This window comes from Bradyrhizobium sp. CCBAU 51753 (assembly GCF_015291565.1).
Lineage (GTDB): Bacteria > Pseudomonadota > Alphaproteobacteria > Rhizobiales > Xanthobacteraceae > Bradyrhizobium > Bradyrhizobium ivorense.
In genome coordinates this window covers 5,794,529-5,816,070 of the sequence record NZ_CP030037.1, presented here as the reverse complement: position 1 = coordinate 5,816,070, position 21,542 = coordinate 5,794,529, and the positions used below count along the sequence as shown (strand labels likewise).

The window sequence follows — 21,542 nt, the reverse complement described above, 5'->3', positions numbered from 1 at the left end:
CCAGAGGTCAGGACGCGGTAAAGAGGATCTTGCCCTTGGCGCGCGCCGCGTGGCTGATCGCCTCGCGGGCCGACGACAGCGGGTAGATGTGCTCGACGGGCACCTTGATCGAACCGTCGGCGATCAGCGGCAGCATCTCGTGCTGGATTTCGGCGACCAATCTGGGATCCGCCGATCTGAACCACTTGATCAGCCAGAAACCGCGGATGGTGAGGTCGCGGAAGATCAGATGCGGCGGAAACGCCACCGCCGGCTGCGCGCTCATGCCGGCATAGACCACCAGCGTGCCGCCTTCTGCGACCGTACCGGTGAGGGAGCGCATCGCCTCGCCGGCGACGCCTTCGAAGCCGAGCCGGATCGGCGCATTGCCGGTTGCCTCGGCCACGCGCTTCGGCAGGTCTTGGCCATCCACCAGCACCACATCGCCGCCGGCAGCCTTCAGCTCATCGATCAGCTCCGGGCGGCGCACCACGTTGACCGTCCGCAATCCGCGCGCTTTGGCGATCGCGATCACCGCGCGACCGACGCCGGAATTGGCGGCGTTCTGGATCACGAATTCGCCGGGTGCGAGCTCGACGAAGTCGGTCAGCATCAGGCGTGCGGTGAACGGATTGATCATCGCCATCGACGCCTGCGCGTCGTCGATGCCGGCGGGCACCTTGACCGCGCGTTTTGCGGAGATCGTCAGATGATCGGCCCAGGTATCATGTCCGTAGGGAATGATGACGCGGTCGCCGCGCTTGAAGTCGGTGCCCTCGCCGACATCGACGACGGAGGCGACACCTTCGCCACCCATGCCCACGGGCAGCGACGGGCGCTTGCCGTAGAGCCCGCGCATCAACAGCAGATCCGCCGGATGGATCGGCGCTGCCAGCAGCTTGACCTTGAGCTGTCCTGCGGGAGGCGACGGCGGCTCGGTGGCCTCCATCGTTCTGACGACTTCCCACGGTTTTCCGTAATCGACGACCTGCACCGCAAGCATGCGTTTCCTCCAGATTGTTTTTGTTCGAAGTCAGGATGATGGGTTGGTTTGCTCAATTTGCTCGATGTCATCACCCGCGCAGGCGGGTGATCCAGTATTCCAGAGACGCCAGTGATAGAAGCGAGGGGCCGCGGCGTACTGGATCGCCCGGTCCATGTGCGCGATTGCGCACAGGCCGGGCGATGACAGCGGTAGATGACGACAAAGCTCACATCCCTCAGGCGACGCCTTCCGCGACAAGGGCGGGATAGTCGGTGTAGCCGCGCTCGCCGCCGCCATAGAAGGTACCGGCGTCGGGGGTATTGAGCGGCGCGCCGATCGCGAAGCGATGCGGCAGGTCCGGATTGGCGATGAAGGCGCGGCCGAACGCGATCGCATCCGCATTGCCGGTTATCAGTTCGGCTTCCGCGGACTGCTTTGTGAAGCCGCCCGAGGCGATCAAGGGGCCGTCGAACAACTTGCGGAACAGCGCGGTGACGGAGGCGGGCGCCGCGAGGTTGAGCCCGTCGCGGATGCCGGCGTTCGCCCGCGGTTCGATCAGATGCAGATAGGCGATCCGCCGCGCCGACAGCGCCTCGATCGCATGGCCGAACAGCGCGGCCGGATCGGAATCGGCGATGTCGCCGACCGCGCCGAACGGCGACAGCCGGACGCCGACGCGGTCGGCACCGCAGACCTCGATCAGGCCCTCGGTCGCCTCCAGCAGCAGGCGCGCGCGATTTTCGATCGAGCCGCCGTAACGATCAGTGCGCCGGTTGGTGCGGTCGTGCAGGAACTGGTCGATCAGGTAGCCATTGGCGCCGTGCAGCTCGACGCCGTCGAACCCGGCCGCCAGCGCGTTGCGCGCCGCGCGCTGGTAGTCCGCGACGATACCCGGGATCTCGTCGGTCTCCAGCGCGCGCGGCTGCTCGTAGGGCAGGCGCTCGAACGCGGCCCCGAACGCCTGTCCGGCCGGCGCGACGGCGGAGGCGGAGACGGGGAGGGAGCGATCGCTGCGATGGCTCGAATGCGAGATGCGGCCGGTGTGCCAGAGTTGCATGAAGATCACGCCGCCCTTGGCGTGGACCGCGTCGACGACGGCCTTCCAGCCGGCGATCTGCTCGTCGGAGTGGATGCCCGGCGTGCGCGGATAGCCCTTGCCCTGCCAGGAGATCTGCGAGGCCTCCGAAATGATGAGGCCGGATTGGCTGGCGCGCTGTCCGTAATATTCGGCGTTCAGCGCGGCCGGCGCCGCACCGGGCTCGGAGGCGCGCATCCGCGTCAGCGGCGCCATCACTACCCGGTGGGCGAGCTGATGGCGACCGATCTTGAGGGGAGAGTGCAGTGTAGGGCTCATCGGATGCTCCTAAGATGACCAGTCATATTGAAGTCAGTCAAAGCAAGGTGTTGCGGGTTTGGGTTGTCAACGTGTGAGGCTGGTGAACACCACCGTCTCGAACGCCTCCAGTGCGGCGCGGTCCTTGTCGACCTTGCTGCGCATGACGGTGCCTTCCCAGGCGTTGAGCAGGAATGCGGCGATCATTCTGGCGTCGATGTCGCGCCGCATCGAGCCGTCGGCCTGGGCTTCGCGGACGCAGGATTCGATGCCGCGGGTCCATGCGGCCATCACGATGGCCAGTCGTTCGCGGATCGGGCGGCTCTGGTCCGACATCTCGGTCGCCATGTTGCCGATCAGGCAGCCATTCTCATACTTCTTCTTGCGGGAGATCTCGTCGAGGGCGCGGAAATATGATTTGAGCCGGACAATGGGTGGGACGTTCGCGTCGTTCAGCATGCCCAGGCCGGCCAGCGCGCGCTGCCAATAGCGCTCGATCACCTCGATGCCGAGTTCTTCCTTGCTCTCGAAATGATTGTAGAACGAGCCCTTCGGCACGCCTGCCGCATCGGTGATGTCCTGCACGCCGGTGGCGTTGAAACCCTGCCGGTGCAGGGTCTCAAGTGCCGCCGCGACGATATTCTCTTTCACGCTCGGTCTCGCCATGGCGTTCAATATGACCGATCGTCTTAAGGGCGTCAATGGCGCTGTGAAGACGCATCGGCGGCGAGGCGGTCGCGGGTCGGACCGGCCGGTCCTGACGCCGCGGGGATAACCGAGTTGCGAATTCCCTTCGACGGCGCGGCGGTTTAAGAGACCCGCACCGGGGATCAGGGACTTGCGACGCTTGAGATTTCAGCTGGGGATTGCAACCAAACTTGCGGCGATGCTGCTGTCGCTTCCGTTGGCCGGCTGCCTCACCAGCGACGACAGCAGCGGGCCGACTACCTTTACCGGCGACCGCGGCGTGGACAACCAGCCGGTCCCGACCAACTCCCGCGCCCAGATCCTGGCGTTCATGCGGACCTATCTGAACGATCCGGTCGGCGTGCGGGAGGCTGCGATCGCCGAGCCGGTGCAGCGCACGGTCGGCGGCCGGCTGCGCTACGTTGTCTGCCTGCGCTACAGCGCCAGGGATACCGACGGCAATTACCGCCCCTCGCGCGAGCGCGGCATCGTCTTCGTCGATGGCCGGCTCGACCGCATCCTCGAGAACGCCACCGAGCCCTGCGGCGGGGCGTCCTACGGGCCGTTCGCCGAGCTGGAGAAAATGACGCGCTGACGCTGCCGGCGCAATTTTAAGCCAGTCCCGCCATTGCGCGCGAAACCGATGACGGGGGTCCCTCGTAGCTGGAGCGTCGGCTCACTTCTTCCAGACGACTACGAGCTGGCTGGGGTCGTTCGAACTACCCAGTCGCGAGCGGCCCCAATCTGTTCCAGCGATTGATTGCGTCGGGCACCCGGGAGGCGTCACCGGCCCGTTAGTGATGTCCGATCACTTTTCAGCGAGCCCTGAACCTGCCCTTAGGCATTTGCGACATCCATGCAGCCGAAATGCGGCTGCTTAACCGTTGGAAAAACCTTCGGTGACAAGGAACAAACGGGCCTTGTTGCGGCGTCGTCACAGTTCGTGAACTTCACAGCTGCGGCATTGCCCCAAAGCAACCCAATTGGGGTCACGTTGTTTGTCTTGATAGCGCAACGTTCGTAACGGGGATCAGAGATGAAAAAGTTATTGCTCGGCACGGTCGCGCTGGCCGCTCTTGCGAGCCCTGCGTTCGCGGCTGACATCCCGGCCCGCACCTATACCAAGGCACCGCCGCCGGTGACCGCGCCGGCACTGGTCTACAACTGGACCGGCTTCTATATCGGCGGCCATGTCGGTGGCGGCTTCACCGACGGCACCAACCTGATGGGCAGCGACGCGCGCTTTCTGGGTGGTGTGCAGGGCGGTTTCGACTATCAGTTCGCGCCAAACTGGGTGGTGGGCGCCGAGGCGCAGTATTCCTGGCTGACCGGCGGCTCGAACAACGGCACGCTATTCCCGGGCGGCACGCTGGTGACCGGCAACACCGACCAGCTCGGCTCGGTCACCGGCCGGTTCGGCTACACCTGGGGTCCGGCGCTGCTCTACGCCAAGGGCGGTTACGCCTGGCGCGACGCCACCAACATCAACGCCACGGTCGGCGGTGTGCCGACGGCCTTCACCACCGACGGCAACCACAAGGACGGCTACACGGTCGGCGCCGGCCTCGAATACATGTTCGCCCCGAACTGGTCGGCCAAGGCCGAGTACCAGTATTACAATTTCGGCAAGACCACTTTCACCGCGGGGCCGCCCGACATCGTCGGCACGAGCTTCCGGAACGACGAGCACACCGTCAAGGTCGGCATCAACTACCGCTTCGGTTGGGGCGGGCCGACCGGCTCCCGCTACTGATCGAGAGGTTCGCTCTCTAAGACTAGTCTAAAGGCCGACCTTCGGGTCGGCCTTTTTATTGGCGCGACGGCGGCCATTCAGCCGGCGTTCACGCCTGATCGTGCAATGCAGAAAATAATCCCTGCATTGCACGGAACCTTCATCGTGATGCGCTATTATGGGATTTGCCGGGGCTGGTGGACAAACAAACATGCGTAGCTTTGCGTTAGGGCTGATCCTCTCTGCGGTCTGCGTGCCGTGCCTTGCCCAGACCATCCTGAAATCCGAACCGCTGGCGCTTGCGCCCTATGAGGTCGTGTTTGTGCAGGATGCGTCGTGCCCGTCCGGCAAGGTGCTCAAGGTGACCGGCGCGATCCGCGGCCTGCATCGGCGCAAGGTCTGCGTCTCGCTCGCCGCGGAGCAGGCCTCGCTGGCGACGGCGACGCCGTAACCCTTCTCAGCGCCGACGGTCAGAGCCCGCGCTTGCGCGAGGGCATTGCTCGACCTCACGAATTCAGCCGCGGCTCCAGACGAGCTTCGCGATCGGCGTCGGCCTTGTTCTTGTCCGGATCCTCGTTCGGGTCGAGCTGGCAGGGGCGGATTTCGTAATCATTGTCGAGCACCGGGCGGGGCACCGATGTCTCCTCCTCGGAGATGGCGTCGACCACCAGGCCGGACTTCTGCGCGAGCTTCCAGACGTCGGCCTCGGTCGGATAGGCCTTGCTCAGTTTGGCATCCTGGTAGAACAGCGCGTAGGGCATTGGTCATCTTCCCCCAATCTGACAATTCATCGACAACGCCAGCACCGCCTGCTGGTTTCAGGTCGCGGGTCCGCTCACGGAACCGTGAGCAAGCGCTTGAAAATATGAGTCATTTCGGCCCTTTCGCGAGCCGCGCCTGAGTCCTTAACGAGCGGTAAATCCGGCAAAAAAGAATCCCCGGGACTCTCCGGGTAGAATCGCCGGATGCTCCCCGGCATGAGAGCGATCCTTCAGACCCCCCATGACCGCGTGCAGCTCGCGCTCGCCGTTGCGCTGCTTGCGGCCTGCGCCGCGAATGTCGCGCTGGTCTGGTCCTGGCTCTAGCGAAAACGCCGTGGCACCGCGCCGCCGGCAGCAATTGACGGTCCGCCCAATCCTCCCATCATTGTCCGCATAACAAGGCCTGCCATTAGGCGGGCCGCAGCCGGGTGGAGCGAGCATGATCGAAGCGCTGCAGGAGCGGGTGAACGGCGATGCTTCCCTGGTGCGGCGCGGCCGCTACCTGACGACGACCTTCCTGCTGGAGATCGGCAGCACGGCGTGGCTGATCGCGATCCATGAGGGCCGCATCGTGTCGGTGACGAAGGGGCCGTTCGTGATGCCGTCGTCGACCTTCGCGCTGCGCACCTCAGGCGAGGAATGGGACCGCTTCTGCGAACAGCGGCCGCCGCCGGGCTCCAACGACGTGATGGCGCTGATCAAGCGCCGGGTGCTGAAGGCCGAAGGCGACCTGCAGGTGTTCATGGCGAACCTGCGCTACTTCAAGGACGCGCTGGCAAAACTGCGCCGCGACGGAGTGGCGGCATGAGCGCGAAATTCGAACCGATCATCGGCCGCTACATGCATCTCGATTTGTCCGGCCGGGCGCACCGCCTCTATGTCGAGGAGGCCGGCGCGGGCACGCCGCTGGTCTGCCTGCACACCGCGGGTGCCGACGGGCGGCAATATCGCGGTCTGATGAACGATCCGCGGATCACCCGCAATCATCGCGTCATCGCCTTCGACATGCCCTGGCACGGCAAGTCGTCGCCGCCGTCAGGCTGGCATGACGAGGAGTATCAGCTCACCTCGCGGCAATACACGGAGATGATTTTGGCCGTGATCGACGCGTTCGAGCTGGAGAAGCCGATCGTGATGGGCTGCTCGATCGGCGGCCGCATCGTGCTGCATCTGGCGCTCGAGCATCCCGAGCGCTTTCGCGCCATCATCGGCCTGCAGGCCGGCGCGCATGTCGATCCCTATTACGATCTGAATTTCCTGCACCGGCCGGACGTGCATGGCGGCGAGGTTGCGGCCGCCATCGTCTCCGGCCTGGTCGGGCCCGACGCGCCGGAGAGCGAAAAGTGGGAGACGCTGTGGCACTACATGCAAGGCGGCCCCGGGGTGTTCAAGGGCGATCTGTATTTCTACAAGATCGACGGCGACATCCGCGCCCGCGTCGCCGAGATCGACACGCGGCGGTGTCCGCTGTTTTTGCTGTCCGGCGAATACGACTATTCCTGCACGCCGGAGGAGACGCTGGCGGTGGCGAACAGCATTGCAGGCTGCGAGGCCACCATTATGAAAGGTTTTGGCCATTTCCCGATGAGCGAAAATCCGAGCGAGTTTCTCAAGCACCTGTTGCCGGTGCTGGAGAAGATCGGCGGGCGCTAGAAGGGAAGCTATTTGCCGGAGCGCGGCAGCTCGCTGATGTCGCGGATCGCGGCGCGCACCTTGGCCATGGTGGAGGAGCAATACTCCTCGCGCTCCCTGATGAAGCGCTGCTGATTGGCGCGGAAATTCGCGACACGGGCCCGCACCTCGGAGCCGAAGTCGCCGCGGATGTCGAGCGTTGCGAATTGCGGTAGCGGCGCGGGCGCCGGCGGCGCTTCGCCGACGGTCACAGCGACCGCAGCAGGCAGCGCGGGTGGCGGCACCTCGATCACGGTCGGCACCGGCAGCGCGGACGGCGTAGCGGCTTCCGGGTCGGCCGCGACTTTCGGTGTCGCGGCGATCGGAACAGCAACCTGTGGCGCGGGGGCGGGCGGATTGGCCTTTGACGGCGCAGCCATCAGCGTCTCGGCGTCGGGCCGCTTGCCCGTCACCGACTGTACGAAGGCCATTGTCTGCGCGATCAACAGATCGCGTTCCTGCATCCACTTCATGGCGCACCTTGAGCGCGCGGATTCCAGCAAAGCAACTTTGCGGAATCAAGCTTTGATCATCATCATGGTTGATGAAGACGCCTGTTTGGTAGGCACGGTGACAAAATTGTGACATCGGCCTGCCGCCAAGGCGTCAGCGCCGGCGCGGATTCGTGTTGGGGATGAACGGGGTACCGACGATCCGGACGGGCGGCAGGTCAGCGGCGGCCGGCCGGGACGCTGCACTGGCCGGTGCCGGCGCCGAATCCAGCGCCGCGACGAGACCGGCGCCGGCGAGGCTGAGCAGCGTGAAGGCGCCGAGCAGCAGCATGTTCCAGGTGACTTCGCGTCCTCTCATGAAGGGAGAACAGCGTGTGGGGCCTTGGGGTTCCGAAGCGATCTTTAGGCGTCTTCGAGCGGGTGCGGGCGCGCGTTAAGACAATGCCTCAAGGGAAAGGGTGAAAGCACTGTATAGGCTGATCAACTCAGGCCGCCGCCTCAGCGACGACGCGTTCGGCGGCGCGGGCCTCGATCAAGTCGGCGTAGCGGCCATACTCCTCGGCCATTTCGAGCAGCTTTTCGCGCACGGCGGCGTCGGTGACCTGACGGGCCAGCCGTTTGGCTTGATCGGACTGGAAACGGTAGTGGGCTGTGTCGGACATGGCAGCGGCTCCTCACACGTTAGGTAAGGAGGCGTCTTGAAAGGTTCATTGAAGCGTTTGTGAACGCTCCCCTGGCGCGGCTGAAGCCGGGCACGCCGTCGTATCCTCGCGGATCTCGACTTCGAACCAGCCCATCTCCCGCAGCTCATGCGCCTTCTTCGCGGCCGCGTCCTCGCTGTCGCGCTTCAGCACGATTCGACTGGTGCCATCCCGGGCAAGGATCAAATAGGTCATTGGCTGAGTCCACCCCACTACTGCATACACGATTTCGGGCCGCAATGACAGAATCAATACGAGATCATGCGTGGTCTTGCGGAGGGTATCCCACGATTCCTGCCAACGCCGCGGGCGGCGCGAGGACCGCCGCTTCTGGTTCTGGCCCTGACCGGCCAAGTCTGCTATGCGAGCCCGCGCAATCCTTCCCATTCGCCGGCTTAGCTCAGCGGTAGAGCAGCAGTTTTGTAAACTGAAGGTCGGGGGTTCAATCCCCTCAGCCGGCACCAGCCGCGCCCGTTCCACCGGACTGGAAGGGGCGCCCTGCGGCGCCGAGGACCCTGCCTCCCAGGCTTGATGTGATTTAGGCGATCGTATCGCGCTCGATGGCGTCAATTGTGCTTCCGGCCTGACACGGCCGGCGATCTGGTGTTTGATCCGCTGCCAGGTGGGGCGCGCGCAGGGATGAGATGTTCGGAATTCTAGGTCTTGGTTTTCTGCTCGGGATGCAGCATGCGCTCGAGCCCGATCACATCGCCGCCGTCTCCAGCATCGCGGCGCGCCGCACCAGCATCAGCGACATCGTCAAGCACGGCCTCACCTGGGGTTTTGGCCACACGCTGACGCTGTTCATCTTTGCCGGCGCCGCCATCCTGCTCGGCCGCGCGATCCCCGAGACGGTGGCGCAACCGATCGAGACCGCGGTCGGCATCATGCTGGTCGGCCTCGGTGCGCATGTGTGGTGGCGGCTGTGGCGCGACCGCGTGCACTTCCACGCCCATGCGCATGGCGACGGCACCGCGCATTTCCATGCCCACAGCCATGCCGGCGAGACCTTGTCGCGCACCGTGCCGCACGCCCGCGCGCCGCACGCCCATGCGCACGGCTTCCGCTGGCGCACGCTGCTGGTCGGGCTGATGCACGGCATGGCCGGCTCGGCGGCGCTCTTGGTGCTGACGGTATCGCAGGCGCCGACCCCGGTGACCGGGCTCGGCTATGTCGCGCTGTTCGGCATCGGCTCGATGATCGGGATGGGCGCGCTGTCGAGCGTGATCGCGCTGCCGCTGGCGGCCTCGGCGCGCTGGCTGACCTGGGCCAATCGCGGCCTGCAGGTCGCAGTCGGCGCCGTCACCATCGCGATCGGCATCCATTCGATCGTCGAGAACGCGTTCACCTGACGCAGCCGCGCTATCCCCGGCCGCCGTTAACGATTCCTGATCCCGTTCGGACGCATTGACCTGATGGTGATGCTTACACGTTAGGCTTACCGGCAGTTCGCGCCGCGGCCTTAACCCTTGCGCCGAGGCGTTCGATTAGGGTGGGGACGGAACAATCGGGATGTAGGGTGGCATGCGCGTTGGCGTTGCACTGGCGATCTTGGCTGCGACGACCTCGGCGGCGTCGGCCGGCGGCGGCTTCGACATCGTCGTGCCGGTGCGTCCCGGCGTGCCGATCATCATCAACGGCGTCGACGCCTCCTATGCCGTGATCGAAAGTGCGATGGGGCTCGCCCGCAACGAGTCGCTGGTGCCGACCGTCTATGGCGGCCGCCCGATCTCGCCCGAGCCGAATGTCGGCCACTATTATCCGAGCCTCGGCCGCATGCCGGGCTACGGCCGCCTCGAAATCGAGCCGCCGGCCAATCGCCGCCTGCCGAAGCCGGCCGAGAGCTATCACGAATCATGGTCGGCGCAGTCCGCGCCGCTGCCGGCACAGTCCAACGTGCCGGTCGATCCGCCGCCGGTGATCTACGCGCCGGAGTTCAACGGCCCGCCGCGGCCGTATCCGCGTCCGATCCCGCGGCCGCTGCCGAGGAGGCCATAACCGTCAACGAGCTACGCGACGACAAACCGACAGAAAATACCGACAGGAGAGAGTAATGCGTCGAATGATGACTGGACTGATCGCGGCGGTCGCCGCGATGGCGAGCGCGCCCGCGATGGCGTGTGGCTTTGATCTCTGCGCCCCGCCGGTCTATTCCGCGCCGGTCGCGAGCTACGGTTATGGCTACGGCTACGGCGGTGGCTGCGGCGGGTGCGGCGGCGGCTGGGCCGGCGTCGAGCGTCTGCCCGATCCGGACCGCTACTACATCAGCCCGGCGCAGCAGTACTATTACGTCAACCAGGGCCCGACCTACACCGGTCCGGGCAACTGGGCGCCGCGTCCCTACTATCGCGAGGGCTACGCGCGGCCGTATTACGGCTATCGCCGCCACTACGGCTACCGCCACTACGGTTATCGGCCCGCCTACCACCGTCCGCACTACGGCTACCGCGCCTACGGCTATCGCCATGGCTACCGCCACGGCCCGGTGCTGCGCCGCTACTACTGATCGCTCGACCGGTCGAACTGCTCGGCGCCCGTTCGCAGCTTGCGAACGGGCGTTTTGCTGTGGAGCAGGGGCGCTCTACCAAAATGCCGAAAAACAACCCCATGCAAAGTAGCCGGCGGCTGCCCGGCGTTCGACATTTGCCACCTGACACGTCGGGCAACTCAGCGGTACTCTTCCATTATTCCGAAATATGCGAGCGTCCCGGGGCTTGGCCGCGCGGAGGCTGCGGTCAGCATGCGACTAGCGATCATTAGGAAGCGGATCACCACGGAGCGGTTGCGGCGGGGTAATCCGTGATCGTCATCGGAGTTGCCACTTTTTCGCAGTAACGTGCATTGCGCTCTCGGCATGGAGCGCGAGTGAGGACGGCTCCGATGTATCAGCTAGCCCCGAACACCGGGGCCGTTCTTTCGACCGAGACCCTGTCTCATGTTCAAGTTCGATCACATGGACGGCGTCGAGTGGGTCCTTGCAGGCCTGGCGCTCATCATCATCGCTGCCGGCGTAGTGGCTTTTCTTCTGATCGATTGAAGTTTGCAGAGGGGAATTAGGACGCCCCCGGTGGTTCCGCTATGCGGAACACCGTGCTATTACGGAATCCTCAAATACTGTGGAAAAGTGTAAATAAATCCTTGCCGGGGGCTAGGATTTCATCCCGCAAACGTTTTTCGAGAATTTTCCTCGGTCAGGGGCCGCTGCCGCGACGCGGCCCCTTTCTAATTCGGCGGCGTGGCGAACGGCTTCAGCATCGACCTCCAAGGGTGCTGGGGCCGTTTCCCTTTCTATTGATGCCGTTGCGTGCGCGCCAGCTGGCGATCAGGGCCACAAGCGACACTACCGCAGCGGGCGCCCCTCGGCGTCCCTACTCCCTGAGCTTCTTCTCGATATAGGAGTTGACCGCTTCAGCGAAGGTGCGCCGGTCTCCGATGACCGCGCTCAATTGAGCAAACACGTCCTGCTGGATGACCCGCAAGCCGCTCTTGCGCGCCCCGGGCAACGTCGCTTCCCAATACTCGTCAATGGCGCGCTCTGCCAACGGGACTTGGGTTGGATCACCCTTGGCGATCAGTCTGCGCAATATTCCCAGACAAGTGTCCAAGTGCGGCATGGCCGCGAATATGCATTCTGATTCTAGCGCTTGTCATTCAGGAACTCCGTTCACCCACGGAGAACACCGGACCGGCGCGATTGCTCCGAATCCAGTGCGATTGCTGTGTTCAAGATGTCGAAAAACAACCCCATGTAAAGGAGCCAGCGGCGGCGGCCGGCGTTCGACATTGCCACTTGACACGTCGGGCAACTCAGCGGTAATCTTCCATTATTCCGAAATCGCGTCAGCTGCGCGTGACGACCTCCCGCCGTAAGCGGAAGGTGAGCGCGTCTGTGGCGTCAGCTCACCCGAAAGCTGGGCGATACTATACTTGCCGTACCCGGTCAGGGGACGCTACCATGAGTAGCACCGGGGATCGTATGGCGCCCGGCTTGGGGGGCCTATGGCGGTGTGACAAGCTGCGCACCCGCCCGATCTGAGCAAACCAATTGCGATGGAGGTCCCCATGCTTCCGAAGGCTGAAACGGCGTATTTCGCGATTGCCGATATCTCCGGTTACACGAGTTTCCTCGCGGCCGTCGAACTCGACCATGCGCAGGACATCATCGCGGATTTCATGGACACGGTGGTGAAAGGGCTGCGTCCGCCGTTTCGCCTTGCCAAGTTCGAGGGCGATGCCGCGTTCGTCTACACCACCGCCGGGAACGTCGACGGCTCGCTGCTGCAGGACGCGATCGAGGGCGCCTATTTCAAGTTCCGCCGGCGTCTGCGCAGCGTTCGCCAGGCCTCGACGTGCGAGTGCCAGGCCTGCGTCGCGATGGGCGATCTCGATTTCAAATTCGTGGTCCATCACGGCGAGATGGTGAAGCAGAAGATGGGCGGAAGAGAAGAGCTCGCCGGGCGCGACGTCATTCTGGTCCATCGGCTGCTCAAGAACACGGTCGCCGAGAAGGTCGGCGGGCGCGCCTACGTGCTGTACAGCGACGCGGCGATGCGCGCCATGGGCGCCGACCCGGTGGCGCAAGGTCTCATCGCGCATCACGAAACCGTCGACGTCATCGGCGACGTGACGCTGTGGGCGCGCGATCTCGACGCGGCCTGGCGCGAGGAAGACGCGCAAGTTCGCAACGAGGTGACGCGCGGCGACGCATACGCCACGTTGGAGTTCGATATCGCCGCGCCACGGGAGACGGTGTGGGAGTATCTGTCGGTGCCCGGGCAATGGCGGAAATGGTGGGACGCCGACGACATCACCGAGGAGTCGGGCAAGGGGCGGCGCGGCGTCGGCACCAGGAATCACTGTGCGCACGGCAACCATACGAACATCGAGGAGACGCTCGATTGGCGCCCGGTCGATTACTATACGGTCGGCATCACGCTGCCGATTCCCGGCGCGCCGAAGATCGTGATGACCCGCGCCCTGCTGGACGGTCCGGACGGAACGACGCATTTGGAGCTGCGGGTCGCCAAACCGAAGCCGAAGGACAAGGCTTTCGTCGACGGCGCCGCGGCCAAATTCGCCGAGCGGATGACTGCGGGGATCGCTCGCTTGCGGACCATGGTCGAAGGCAGGCAGTTTGCCTCAAGCACCGCGGTGGAAGAGCCGACGATGCAACCATCGACCGGGCGCTTCCTGACCGAGCCGGTCAAATCGAGCGCGCAGCGCTGAAGGCGACGGATTTTAAAGCGCGATGAGATCAGGTTGGATCATCATCGCGCTTTAGCTCTTTGTTTGAGCATGATCTTTTCGGAAAACCGCTTCACACTTTTCCGGATCATGCTCTAGTCTAGTTTCTGTCGCGAAACGCCCGGCTTGAGTGGCGCAATCTAAGTTATGCCGATGGATTGGGCACAAAATGCCCGTGGCTGCAGGGATCGGCAAGCTCCGAAGGGAGATTTTCGGGCCCTGGTTTCGGTATTGAGCAGCGGGGTTTCAGATCAAGAGGCGTTGAGCCGCGAGTGGACCTGCGGCTTCGGCGAAGGGGGCACCATGAAGGTCAAGCCGCTTTTTGCCTGCGCGGCAATCGTGCCCCCAGCATTGCCGCAATCCTCATGAGATTGTTGGCGAGCACGGCAGCGCCGACCCACAATTCGAAGCGGTCGCATCCTTCGGCAAGACAGCGCTTCATGCCGCGGCCTCGGAACAGCACCGAGATGCGTCCCTCGATGCCGGCGCGAAAGCGCTGACCATTCTTGAAGACCGCGCTCTTCTCGTACGCTTCACGTCGTCCCGTCCTCTTGCCGCCACGCTGCGGAATGCAGACCACCTTGACGCCGGCGTGCTTGCACGAGGCAAGGTTCTGCTCGCTGAAGAAGCCACGATCCGAGCCGTACAGCTGCGGGGCACGGCCAAAGGCTTGCCTGTGGCGCTGGAGGGAAGATGCCACGTGAACCTCGTCGGGCGGATTGCCTTTCAGCACCTCGTATTGCGTGATCAGGCCCTCCGCGCTTTCGGCGAGGAAGACTTTATGGCCGAACTCGACCGGCGTGCGCACCTTGCCGCGTTTGATCAGGTCGGTATGGGGCTCGAAGATGGAATAAATCTTCTCGTCGGTAGCCACCTGCTCACCAAAGAGCAGACGACGACGTGCCTGATCGATGACACGATCTCCCAGCCCGCAAAAGTGCTCGATCTGCCTGCCCAGTTCCTCAATGGCTATGTCGGCGAACATGTCCTTGCCGCGCATCGCGCGGGTCCTCTCAAGCCCCGCGCGCGCGTTTCCTACGACCTCCTCGGCGATGTCGATGAGCACCCGGTACGTTCGGGTCTGCTGCTCGTGACGCTGCCTCGTCGTCATGCGCTGGATTTCGTACATCCGGCGCCGCGCCGCGCGCGTGCGGTCGCAAAAGCCCTTGATTCTTCGCAATTCCAGCGCTTTGGCCAGACGGCGGACCAAGCGTGTGACGACGCGGACCACATCCCATAGCAACGTGTTGTCGGTCGGATGATGAATGTCGGTCTGCACCACCGTAGTGTCGACCCGCAGCTTCGCGCCGTCCTCCAATCCGAGTTCGACCGCTGCCCGAACCACCAAATCGTTGACCGCTCTCAGCGTTTGCGGGGTCAGACGGATGAAGCCACGCTGAAAGGCGTCATGCTTCGGCACCGGCGCGCAGTAGAAGTCGGTGAACTGACGAAGCGTCAATCCATCTGCGATGCGTTCACGCAACTCGCGATAGTCCCAGTTCTTGAGCCGCATCAGAACCAGCGAGCGCAGAACCTGTGTCGCCGTCAATCCGTGACGACCGCTATCGGGCTGCTTCAGGCCACGCACCAGATCCCGCCGGACGCGCTCGACGACGTCCCGCTGGTCGTCGAGAAAGCCGGATATCGCCTCCAGCAGCGGCTCCAGGCGAATGCCCTGATCACATTGCCGCATCAGCTCCCAATCGGCAAAGCTGATCTGTCGCGACGTCGCTCTCACACCGCTCGGCTCTTCTTGCTTTTGGTTGCTTCGGCCCGTTCTCGCTTCAAGGCATTCACGTAGCGCGGCGCGGCCTGCTGCAGCAGCTCCTGCAGGGCGCGTCCGTTGTCCAGACTGCGCTGAACCTCCGGCACAAGCTCTTCCGGCACATAGACCGCAGCGCGACGCCCGTTTACGCGACCGTACAGCACATAACTTTGATGCTGCTCGCCAGACTGGCACGCTGGGCAATTCTTGCGGATGCACCGACTCCGGCGCAGGCTCAGCGAACCCAAAAACGCAGGCCAAAGAGTCGCCGATTCGCTTTGCAGCCAGCGCGCGACATCAGAAGGCGATTCCGAATCAACATGCTTCATATCAAGTATGTGATACCGTGCACATGTGCGCCGCAAGAAAAAACGTACTCGAAAATCGCGCGATAACCCTTATTTTAAAGGGCGAAATGTGTTTCGCGACAGAAACTAGTCTAGAGCATGATGAGAAGGTTAGGTTGGAGCGGCAGCGAAGGTTCACCTCTCCCTTGGGAGAGGTCGGCGCGCAGCGCCGGGTGAGGGGTTGAGGCCTCTCGTTAGAGCTGCGGCCCCTCACCCGATTTGCTGCGCAAATCGACCTCTCCCCGTCGGGGAGAGGTGGAGCGAACCCGCGGTCAATCCGATTCAACCTAACTTCATCCCGCTCTACCCCATCAACCCGAGCCGGCTGGCGCCGATATAGAGCGCGAGCACGGCGGCGTTGGAGACGTTGAGGCTCTTGATCTCGCCGGGCATGTCGAGCCGAGCGACGGTACGGCAGGTCTCGCGGGTCAATTGCCTGAGACCCTTGCCTTCGGCGCCGAGCACCAGCGCCAGCGGCTGCTGCAATTCGACCTTGCCGAGATCCTCGGCGCCCTGGCTGTCGAGGCCGACGGTCTGAAACCCGCGGTCGTTGAGCTCGGTCAGCGCGCGCGCCAGGTTCTGCACGGTGACAACAGGCACCAGCTCGAGCGCGCCCGAGGCGGACTTCGCCAGCACGCCGGTCGCCTCCGGGCTGTGGCGCGCGGTGGTGACGATCGCCTTCACGGCAAACGCCGCGGCCGAGCGCAGGATGGCGCCGACATTGTGCGGGTCGGTGATCTGGTCGAGCACCAGCACGATGCCCTCCAGCGCCAGCGTGTCGATGTCGGGCGAGGGCAGGGGATCGGCTTCCGCCAAAAGACCCTGGTGCACGGCATCGGGGGTGAGCCGGCGGTCGAGGTCGCCGGGGCGCACGATCTCCGGGGTGACGCGGGTCTTGATATTCTCGTCGGCGAGCCGCTTGGCGGCGTTTTCGGTCAGATAGAGCTTGCGGATCCGGCGCTCCGGGTTGGCGAGCGCGGCCGACACGGTGTGCCAGCCGTACAGAATCACCGGGCCGTCGGAACCGGAATCGCGCTCCCGCCAGGGAGCCGGGCGGGCGAATTTTGCCCCTTTTTGGAAGGGTTTACCGCCCTTGCTTCGGAAATTGGGTTTGCGCTCGCGATCGCTCATGTGAGGCTTGTGTCACGGCTGCCGATTATTGGCAATTTAACCGGCAAATAGCCCACCGGCTTGGTTGACTTTGACCGTCCCCATCGCCCATAACGGCGCCCGACCGCGCACCCGAACCGGGCCCTCGCGGTTATCAGCGTCATTTCGATGACCCGGTCCGCCGCCACTCGCGCGGCCGGTTCGGCGCTGTTGGACGGGGGAGTGTCCCGAGTGGCAAAGGGAGCTGACTGTAAATCAGCCGCCTCATGGCTTCGCAGGTTCGAGTCCTGCCTCCCCCACCAGCCTTCGCTCGCTTCGCGAGCTACAGCTAGGCAAGCCAGCAAAACTCAATCGCAGCGAAGTGAGCTAAGGCTGTCGCGCCGAAGCCCGGAGGGCGCAGGCGGGCTGTGTCCGCGTGCAAGACTGGCTTAGAACCTCTTCGTAATTCCAAGGAAACCCTCTGTTTTAGGGCGCCTGATCTTGATGCCTACTGTCGGGTCCGCGCCAACGATCTGCTGCTCCAAGAGCCGAGTGAACAGTTCGCGCATAGTGTCGAGAAAATTGCGCGCGGCCGAGGGTGTCGACGATCTGCGCTCAATACCTTCTGATCGCCAATGTTAGCGCGGGTTTGGCCAACCGGTCGGGCGAAGAATGAGATAGGGTCAACTTCTAATTATTTCGAACCTTTTTGGTGCAACATGACAAATTTCAGTGGCGTTTATGAAGTCCCCGGAATCAAGTTGCTTGTCCAAGACAAGGACATGGCGTGTTGGTTTGCGTCGGCAATGATGGTCTTGAATTGGAAGGAGCAATACCGGCCCGGCAAAGCTTATCAATGTTCTGCAGTCGATCGAGCAACTATCGATCTGTATAGGGCAAACAAGGGAATCCAGAATCCTCAAATTATTCCGTTGGCGAGGAGATTGGGCCTGGTTCACGTGCCGCCGATGTCGCCAACTATTGACGCCTTGGCCGGCTGGTTGCGAAGCTATGGCCCTCTGTGGACAAACGGCAAAAAGCACATCGTGGTCATAGCCGGACTTCGCAAGACGTCGCGCGGCGGCTACGAAGTCAAGGTATACGACCCTTGGCCAGGAATTGGAGTAGGCTGGCGCACTCTTTCCGGCTGGTATACCGGCTTTGATGCTGGTCAACAGGTATCTAGCTCAAGAGACGCCGGTGCGGACGTAGAAGCTGTATTTCTGCATGCTCCATAGTTCGACCGATGTGACTGGTGACGGTTTCTGGCTAGAGGCGAGCGATTTGCTCGTCCGAGAGCTTTCCGGGGTGTAGCTGTCGCGCCGAAGCCCGCAGGGCGTAGGCCGGGCTGTGTCCGCGAGCAATGCCTGGCTTCGCGAGCTACGGCCCGGCAAGACAGCCCAACTCCCTCGCGGCGCAGTTGCCTGCGCCCCATGTCCCTTGCCACGCCGTTGATTCAGATCAAAACTTGCGTTTGCGGGCAGCCAAGATTGCGGGAACAGGAGCATGAGCGCCTGTCTCTCTTTCTCAGCGGCCTTACTCCCAGCCGTGCCTTCAACCCCGATCGCGAGACTGGAATGCCCGATTGCATCAAGCGCGCCGTCCTCTTCGCCGCAGTTCTGCTCGCCGTGTTCGCAGCAGGGAGCCCGCCTGCGCACGCGCAGACCCTGAAGGCCGTCAAGGAGCGCGGCATCCTCAGGTGTGGCGTCGGGCAGGGGTTGCTGGGCTTTTCGAGCCAGGATGACCAAAGCAACTGGCGCGGCCTCGATGTGGATATTTGCCGGGCGGTCGCGGCCGCGGTGCTTGGCGATCCGGCCAAGGTGACGTTCGCGCCGCTCGACGCCGCAAGCCGCTTCACCGCGTTGCAATCCGGCCAGATCGACCTGCTGTCGCGCAATTCGACCTGGACGATGTCGCGCGAGACCTCGCTCGGCCTGATGTTTGCCGGCGTTGCCTATTTCGACGGCCAGGGTTTTCTGCTGCGGCGAGACAGCGGAATTGATACGGCGCTGCAGCTTGGCGGCAAAACGGTCTGCGCGCAGACCGGTACGACGAGCCAGCTCAACGTCGCGGACTATTTCCGCGTCAACGACATGCCGCTGAAGGTGCTGGCGCTCGACACCGTGGAAGAGAGCCGCAAGGCCTATGATGACCGCAAATGCGACGTGCTCACCAGCGACGTTTCGCAGCTCTACGCCGAGCGCCTCAAGCTCGCGGCACCCGACAGCCATGTGATCCTGCCGGAAGTGATTTCGAAGGAGCCGCTCGGGCCGGTGGTCCGGCAGGGTGACGATCAGTGGTTCAACCTCGTCAAGTGGACGCTCTACGCGTTGATCAACGCCGAAGAGCTCGGCATCAAGTCCACGACGATCGACGATGCGTTGAAATCCTCCGATCCAAACGTCCGCCGGCTGGTCGGAACCGAAGGCGAGTTCGGCCTGCAACTCGGCCTCTCGAACGACTGGGCCGTGCGCGCGGTCCGCGCGACCGGCAACTACGGAGAGATCTACGAGAGAAATGTCGGGACGCAATCCCGGCTGAGCGTTCCGCGCGGGCTGAATGCGCTCTGGACCAAGGGCGGGATTCAGTACGCGCCTCCCATCAGGTAGTTTTGGGGGTATCCATGGACGTGGACTACTATTCGCTGCTGTCGAAAGCCGTTGCCGGCAAGGACGTCGCCGCGCGCGATCAGATCTACAAGGAGGCCTACGAGATCATCAGGCGGTCCCGTCTCGCGCCCGAGGCCGCCTCGTCTCACGTGGCCGCGCTCGATGACGCCGTCCGCCGGATCGAGGACGAACTCGCCGTCGATGAAGCGAGGGGCGCGGCAGCACTCGACGAGGTGCTGTCGACGGGCAGAAGCTGGAAGCCGCTGCTCGCCGGACTCTGCGCGCTGGTTGCCATCGGCCTGACCGCCGTGCTGTACGGATACGTCGCCGGCAAGCCCAAGGTCACGGCGTCAGCGGCGAAGATGGCCCGCGCAAGCGAGGACATCGTCATGGCGGACCTGAAGGCCGGCGTCGACGGCGGATCGAGTGGCGAGGGCCTGCCGTTCGCATTTCAGCGGCAGGTGGTGTTCTATCGCACCACCGTTGTTCCCGGATCGATCGTGATCGACCGCGAGAGCCGCTTCCTTTACCTGATCGATTCGAACAATTCCGCGCGCCGCTATGGCATCGGTATCGCGCAGGAATGCCTCAAGGGCGGCAGCTTCTTCCGCGTCACCAACAAGTTCGAATGGCCGGAGTGGCGGCCTTCGGGCGCAAATACCAAAGATGCCGACGCGCTGCTCGCGTCGGCCGGCCGGCCCGGCAGTCTGCTGGGTGCACGCGCGATGTTGCTCGACAAGCCCGGCCTGCTGATCCATGGCACGAATTCGCCGAAGACGATCGGCCATCTCGTCGCGTCCGGATGCATCCGCCTCGTCAACGACGATGTCGAGGACCTGTATCGGCGTGTTTCCCTGGATACCCGGGTCGTGTTCGTCAGCTAGTCGCTGATGACACCGCTTCGACGTCCGCCTCCCGGTGGTTCCGCCATTGCGGTGATGGCGATGGGCCGAGGCCGAGTCTTGATCCATATCAAGCCGTGATTGCGATGCATTCCTCATAGTGCGCGGGTGCCTATGGAGGAGTGAGATGAACAGAGCACCACCCCGCGTCTTGATCCGCATGTCGGCAACGGCCGTATCGGCCGCCTTGCTTGCGGTCGCCGCCAGCTATGGCGCCCGCGCCGACGATTCCGCAAGCCTGCTGAAGGCCATGACCGAGTATACGGCGGCCCAGAAATCGATCACCGCGACGTTCGACAGCGACGTCGAAATCATCACGCCGGACCTGCAAAAAAATCCAGTTCACCAGTTCCGGTCAGTTGAGAATGGCGCGACCCGACAAGCTGCGGATCAGGCGCACCGGCGGCTACGCCGATGTCGATCTGGCCTATGACGGCAAGACCGTGTCGCTCTACGGCAACAACGCCAAGGCCTATGTGCAGGCGGACGCGCCCGGCACGATCGACCAGCTGGTCGATACGATACAGGCCAAGACCAACGCCGCGCTTCCGGGCATCGATCTGTTGCTGTCCAATTCGTTCGACGTGCTGACGTCCGACGTCATCGAGGGTTACCATATCGGCCAGGGCGTCGTTGACGGCGTCGAGTGCGAGCATCTGGCGTTTCGCGGGCGGGACACGGACTGGCAAATCTGGATCCAGGCCGGCGCGCAACCGATCCCGCGCAAATATGTCATCACCAGCAAGACCGTGGCCGGCGCGCCGCAATACACGCTGCGGATCAAGGACTGGAAGACCGAGGCGATCGCCGACGCGGACGCCTTCGCCTTCAAGCCGCCGGAGGGCGCGACGAAGGTCGGGCTCGATTCCGACGTGATGATCGAATTCGACGAAGTGCCTGCCGGCACGACCAGTGGAGCCAAGAAATGATCATTTCACTTCGCAAGCTGCTTCTGCTCCTCGCCGCCACGCTTGCCTTCGCGAGCGCATTGCTCTGGAACGGCAAGGCCGATGTCGGACAGGGGCTGGTGTCCAGCTCGGAAGCCCGGGTCGGGCGGCCGTTGACGCCGATGAGCTATGCCGGCGTCGCACGCCGCACCACGCGCCGCGCGGTCGTTTACGGCGGCGCTGCCGCGGCCGGCGCCGCAGCAGCCGGCGCCTATGCGGCCTCGCCGGGTTGCGTGCAAGTGACCAATGCCTACGGCCAGGTCGTCACCAAGTGCTGAGTTGGCCGCCAGATCAATCGTCTGCATCGGCTGCACCGCAGTTCGATAGCTCGTGAGATC

The 21,542-nt window shown here is 63.8% G+C and carries 27 protein-coding genes and 2 tRNA genes; 17 read left to right on the top strand and 12 right to left on the bottom strand.

What is annotated here, in order from left to right; genetic code table 11:
- Positions 1–7 precede the first annotated feature (7 nt).
- The 3 genes from XH93_RS26545 to XH93_RS26535 all read right to left on the bottom strand — a co-directional run bounded on the left by XH93_RS26545 (position 8) and on the right by XH93_RS26535 (position 2,948).
- Positions 8–982, bottom strand: coding sequence for a zinc-dependent alcohol dehydrogenase family protein (locus tag XH93_RS26545; protein WP_194469751.1), 975 nt, complete (start codon positions 980–982; stop codon positions 8–10).
- Between the two features lie 217 nt (positions 983–1,199).
- Positions 1,200–2,318, bottom strand: coding sequence for an alkene reductase (locus XH93_RS26540; RefSeq protein WP_194469750.1), 1,119 nt, complete (start codon positions 2,316–2,318; stop codon positions 1,200–1,202).
- 66 nt (positions 2,319–2,384) lie between these two features.
- Entirely contained in the window at positions 2,385–2,948 is a 564-nt protein-coding gene (locus XH93_RS26535) for a TetR/AcrR family transcriptional regulator (RefSeq protein ID WP_172627915.1), read from the bottom strand.
- Between the two features lie 235 nt (positions 2,949–3,183).
- Here XH93_RS26535 and XH93_RS26530 point away from each other — a divergent pair, with 235 nt between their 5' ends.
- The 3 genes from XH93_RS26530 to XH93_RS26520 all read left to right on the top strand — a co-directional run bounded on the left by XH93_RS26530 (position 3,184) and on the right by XH93_RS26520 (position 5,167).
- Positions 3,184–3,579 (top strand): hypothetical protein, encoded by a 396-nt coding sequence (locus XH93_RS26530; RefSeq protein WP_371815123.1) that lies wholly within the window; start codon positions 3,184–3,186, stop codon positions 3,577–3,579.
- Positions 3,580–4,020: 441 nt separating this feature from the next.
- On the top strand, positions 4,021–4,737 hold the full coding sequence (locus XH93_RS26525) for an outer membrane protein (RefSeq protein WP_139484267.1): 717 nt from the start codon (positions 4,021–4,023) through the stop codon (positions 4,735–4,737).
- A gap of 190 nt (positions 4,738–4,927) precedes the next feature.
- Positions 4,928–5,167, top strand: coding sequence for a DUF6719 family protein (locus XH93_RS26520; RefSeq protein ID WP_139484268.1), 240 nt, complete (start codon positions 4,928–4,930; stop codon positions 5,165–5,167).
- Positions 5,168–5,222: 55 nt separating this feature from the next.
- Here XH93_RS26520 and XH93_RS26515 read toward each other — a convergent pair whose 3' ends face one another.
- Positions 5,223–5,477: a hypothetical protein gene (locus XH93_RS26515; RefSeq protein WP_139484269.1), complete on the bottom strand. Its 255-nt coding sequence runs from the start codon at positions 5,475–5,477 to the stop codon at positions 5,223–5,225.
- A 439-nt stretch (positions 5,478–5,916) separates the two neighbouring features.
- On the opposite strand from XH93_RS26515, the gene XH93_RS26510 reads away from it, so the two are divergent.
- Both XH93_RS26510 and XH93_RS26505 read left to right on the top strand, forming a co-directional pair.
- Entirely contained in the window at positions 5,917–6,285 is a 369-nt protein-coding gene (locus XH93_RS26510; protein WP_246799306.1) for a hypothetical protein, read from the top strand.
- Entirely contained in the window at positions 6,282–7,130 is an 849-nt protein-coding gene (locus XH93_RS26505) for an alpha/beta fold hydrolase (protein WP_194469749.1), read from the top strand. Before XH93_RS26510 ends, XH93_RS26505 begins: the two co-directional genes overlap by 4 nt.
- An 8-nt stretch (positions 7,131–7,138) precedes the next feature.
- Here the strand turns inward: XH93_RS26505 and XH93_RS26500 are convergent, their stop codons facing one another.
- From XH93_RS26500 to XH93_RS26485, 4 genes are all read right to left on the bottom strand, one after another.
- On the bottom strand, positions 7,139–7,621 hold the full coding sequence (locus XH93_RS26500) for a hypothetical protein (RefSeq protein ID WP_194469748.1): 483 nt from the start codon (positions 7,619–7,621) through the stop codon (positions 7,139–7,141).
- Between the two features lie 133 nt (positions 7,622–7,754).
- Positions 7,755–7,958: a hypothetical protein gene (locus XH93_RS26495; RefSeq protein WP_194469747.1), complete on the bottom strand. Its 204-nt coding sequence runs from the start codon at positions 7,956–7,958 to the stop codon at positions 7,755–7,757.
- 127 nt (positions 7,959–8,085) lie between these two features.
- A complete protein-coding gene (locus XH93_RS26490) occupies positions 8,086–8,262 on the bottom strand; it encodes a hypothetical protein (protein ID WP_172626974.1) in 177 nt (58 codons plus the stop codon).
- 45 nt (positions 8,263–8,307) lie between these two features.
- Positions 8,308–8,496, bottom strand: a complete 189-nt coding sequence (locus XH93_RS26485; RefSeq protein ID WP_139484274.1) for a hypothetical protein — start codon at positions 8,494–8,496, stop codon at positions 8,308–8,310.
- 194 nt (positions 8,497–8,690) lie between these two features.
- On the opposite strand from XH93_RS26485, the gene XH93_RS26480 reads away from it, so the two are divergent.
- From XH93_RS26480 to XH93_RS26465, 4 genes are all read left to right on the top strand, one after another.
- Positions 8,691–8,765 (top strand) — tRNA-Thr (locus XH93_RS26480).
- 180 nt (positions 8,766–8,945) lie between these two features.
- The gene (locus tag XH93_RS26475; protein ID WP_194469746.1) at positions 8,946–9,653 is read left to right on the top strand and encodes an urease accessory protein; all 708 of its coding nucleotides are present in this window, start codon (positions 8,946–8,948) and stop codon (positions 9,651–9,653) included.
- Between the two features lie 172 nt (positions 9,654–9,825).
- Positions 9,826–10,299, top strand: coding sequence for a hypothetical protein (locus XH93_RS26470; protein WP_139484276.1), 474 nt, complete (start codon positions 9,826–9,828; stop codon positions 10,297–10,299).
- A 55-nt stretch (positions 10,300–10,354) separates the two neighbouring features.
- Positions 10,355–10,807, top strand: a complete 453-nt coding sequence (locus XH93_RS26465; RefSeq protein ID WP_194469745.1) for a hypothetical protein — start codon at positions 10,355–10,357, stop codon at positions 10,805–10,807.
- 862 nt (positions 10,808–11,669) lie between these two features.
- Here XH93_RS26465 and XH93_RS26460 read toward each other — a convergent pair.
- Entirely contained in the window at positions 11,670–11,885 is a 216-nt protein-coding gene (locus XH93_RS26460; RefSeq protein ID WP_139861044.1) for a hypothetical protein, read from the bottom strand.
- Positions 11,886–12,363: 478 nt separating this feature from the next.
- On the opposite strand from XH93_RS26460, the gene XH93_RS26455 reads away from it, so the two are divergent.
- Positions 12,364–13,527 (top strand): DUF2652 domain-containing protein, encoded by a 1,164-nt coding sequence (locus XH93_RS26455; RefSeq protein WP_194469744.1) that lies wholly within the window; start codon positions 12,364–12,366, stop codon positions 13,525–13,527.
- Between the two features lie 328 nt (positions 13,528–13,855).
- Here XH93_RS26455 and XH93_RS26450 read toward each other — a convergent pair whose 3' ends face one another.
- The 3 genes from XH93_RS26450 to rlmB form a co-directional block, all read right to left on the bottom strand.
- Positions 13,856–15,283: an ISNCY family transposase gene (locus tag XH93_RS26450; RefSeq protein ID WP_194469054.1), complete on the bottom strand. Its 1,428-nt coding sequence runs from the start codon at positions 15,281–15,283 to the stop codon at positions 13,856–13,858.
- Positions 15,280–15,639 (bottom strand): DUF6788 family protein, encoded by a 360-nt coding sequence (locus XH93_RS26445; protein WP_194469053.1) that lies wholly within the window; start codon positions 15,637–15,639, stop codon positions 15,280–15,282. The genes XH93_RS26450 and XH93_RS26445 overlap by 4 nt, the downstream gene beginning before the upstream one ends.
- Positions 15,640–15,960: 321 nt before the next feature.
- Entirely contained in the window at positions 15,961–16,788 is an 828-nt protein-coding gene (gene rlmB, locus XH93_RS26440; protein ID WP_194469743.1) for a 23S rRNA (guanosine(2251)-2'-O)-methyltransferase RlmB, read from the bottom strand.
- Positions 16,789–16,983: 195 nt separating this feature from the next.
- Here rlmB and XH93_RS26435 point away from each other — a divergent pair.
- From XH93_RS26435 to XH93_RS26410, 7 genes are all read left to right on the top strand, one after another.
- Positions 16,984–17,069 (top strand) — tRNA-Tyr (locus XH93_RS26435).
- A 396-nt stretch (positions 17,070–17,465) separates the two neighbouring features.
- Positions 17,466–17,984: a papain-like cysteine protease family protein gene (locus tag XH93_RS26430; RefSeq protein ID WP_139861040.1), complete on the top strand. Its 519-nt coding sequence runs from the start codon at positions 17,466–17,468 to the stop codon at positions 17,982–17,984.
- Between the two features lie 351 nt (positions 17,985–18,335).
- Positions 18,336–19,355, top strand: a complete 1,020-nt coding sequence (locus XH93_RS26425) for an amino acid ABC transporter substrate-binding protein (RefSeq protein ID WP_246799738.1) — start codon at positions 18,336–18,338, stop codon at positions 19,353–19,355.
- A gap of 14 nt (positions 19,356–19,369) precedes the next feature.
- Positions 19,370–20,239, top strand: a complete 870-nt coding sequence (locus tag XH93_RS26420) for a L,D-transpeptidase (RefSeq protein WP_194469741.1) — start codon at positions 19,370–19,372, stop codon at positions 20,237–20,239.
- 178 nt (positions 20,240–20,417) lie between these two features.
- A complete protein-coding gene (locus XH93_RS42465) occupies positions 20,418–20,690 on the top strand; it encodes a hypothetical protein (RefSeq protein WP_246799305.1) in 273 nt (90 codons plus the stop codon).
- Complete coding sequence (locus XH93_RS26415; RefSeq protein ID WP_246799304.1) at positions 20,617–21,186, top strand: DUF2092 domain-containing protein; 570 nt, start codon at positions 20,617–20,619, stop codon at positions 21,184–21,186. The genes XH93_RS42465 and XH93_RS26415 overlap by 74 nt, the downstream gene beginning before the upstream one ends.
- Positions 21,183–21,482 carry a hypothetical protein gene (locus XH93_RS26410; RefSeq protein ID WP_194469740.1) on the top strand — a complete coding sequence of 100 codons (300 nt, stop codon included), beginning with the start codon at positions 21,183–21,185 and terminating at the stop codon, positions 21,480–21,482. The genes XH93_RS26415 and XH93_RS26410 overlap by 4 nt, the downstream gene beginning before the upstream one ends.
- Positions 21,483–21,542: the final 60 nt, after the last annotated feature.

Coding starts and splice junctions, on each gene's coding strand:
- XH93_RS26545 (WP_194469751.1), bottom strand. CDS start 982: ATGCTTGCGGTGCAGGTCGTCGATTACGGAAAACCGTGGGAAGTCGTC.
- XH93_RS26540 (WP_194469750.1), bottom strand. CDS start 2,318: ATGAGCCCTACACTGCACTCTCCCCTCAAGATCGGTCGCCATCAGCTC.
- XH93_RS26530 (WP_371815123.1), top strand. CDS start 3,184: ATGCTGCTGTCGCTTCCGTTGGCCGGCTGCCTCACCAGCGACGACAGC.
- XH93_RS26525 (WP_139484267.1), top strand. CDS start 4,021: ATGAAAAAGTTATTGCTCGGCACGGTCGCGCTGGCCGCTCTTGCGAGC.
- XH93_RS26520 (WP_139484268.1), top strand. CDS start 4,928: ATGCGTAGCTTTGCGTTAGGGCTGATCCTCTCTGCGGTCTGCGTGCCG.
- XH93_RS26515 (WP_139484269.1), bottom strand. CDS start 5,477: ATGCCCTACGCGCTGTTCTACCAGGATGCCAAACTGAGCAAGGCCTAT.
- XH93_RS26510 (WP_246799306.1), top strand. CDS start 5,917: ATGATCGAAGCGCTGCAGGAGCGGGTGAACGGCGATGCTTCCCTGGTG.
- XH93_RS26505 (WP_194469749.1), top strand. CDS start 6,282: ATGAGCGCGAAATTCGAACCGATCATCGGCCGCTACATGCATCTCGAT.
- XH93_RS26500 (WP_194469748.1), bottom strand. CDS start 7,621: ATGAAGTGGATGCAGGAACGCGATCTGTTGATCGCGCAGACAATGGCC.
- XH93_RS26495 (WP_194469747.1), bottom strand. CDS start 7,958: ATGAGAGGACGCGAAGTCACCTGGAACATGCTGCTGCTCGGCGCCTTC.
- XH93_RS26490 (WP_172626974.1), bottom strand. CDS start 8,262: ATGTCCGACACAGCCCACTACCGTTTCCAGTCCGATCAAGCCAAACGG.
- XH93_RS26485 (WP_139484274.1), bottom strand. CDS start 8,496: ATGACCTATTTGATCCTTGCCCGGGATGGCACCAGTCGAATCGTGCTG.
- XH93_RS26475 (WP_194469746.1), top strand. CDS start 8,946: ATGTTCGGAATTCTAGGTCTTGGTTTTCTGCTCGGGATGCAGCATGCG.
- XH93_RS26470 (WP_139484276.1), top strand. CDS start 9,826: ATGCGCGTTGGCGTTGCACTGGCGATCTTGGCTGCGACGACCTCGGCG.
- XH93_RS26465 (WP_194469745.1), top strand. CDS start 10,355: ATGCGTCGAATGATGACTGGACTGATCGCGGCGGTCGCCGCGATGGCG.
- XH93_RS26455 (WP_194469744.1), top strand. CDS start 12,364: ATGCTTCCGAAGGCTGAAACGGCGTATTTCGCGATTGCCGATATCTCC.
- XH93_RS26445 (WP_194469053.1), bottom strand. CDS start 15,639: ATGAAGCATGTTGATTCGGAATCGCCTTCTGATGTCGCGCGCTGGCTG.
- rlmB (WP_194469743.1), bottom strand. CDS start 16,788: ATGAGCGATCGCGAGCGCAAACCCAATTTCCGAAGCAAGGGCGGTAAA.
- XH93_RS26430 (WP_139861040.1), top strand. CDS start 17,466: ATGACAAATTTCAGTGGCGTTTATGAAGTCCCCGGAATCAAGTTGCTT.
- XH93_RS26420 (WP_194469741.1), top strand. CDS start 19,370: ATGGACGTGGACTACTATTCGCTGCTGTCGAAAGCCGTTGCCGGCAAG.
- XH93_RS42465 (WP_246799305.1), top strand. CDS start 20,418: ATGTCGGCAACGGCCGTATCGGCCGCCTTGCTTGCGGTCGCCGCCAGC.
- XH93_RS26410 (WP_194469740.1), top strand. CDS start 21,183: ATGATCATTTCACTTCGCAAGCTGCTTCTGCTCCTCGCCGCCACGCTT.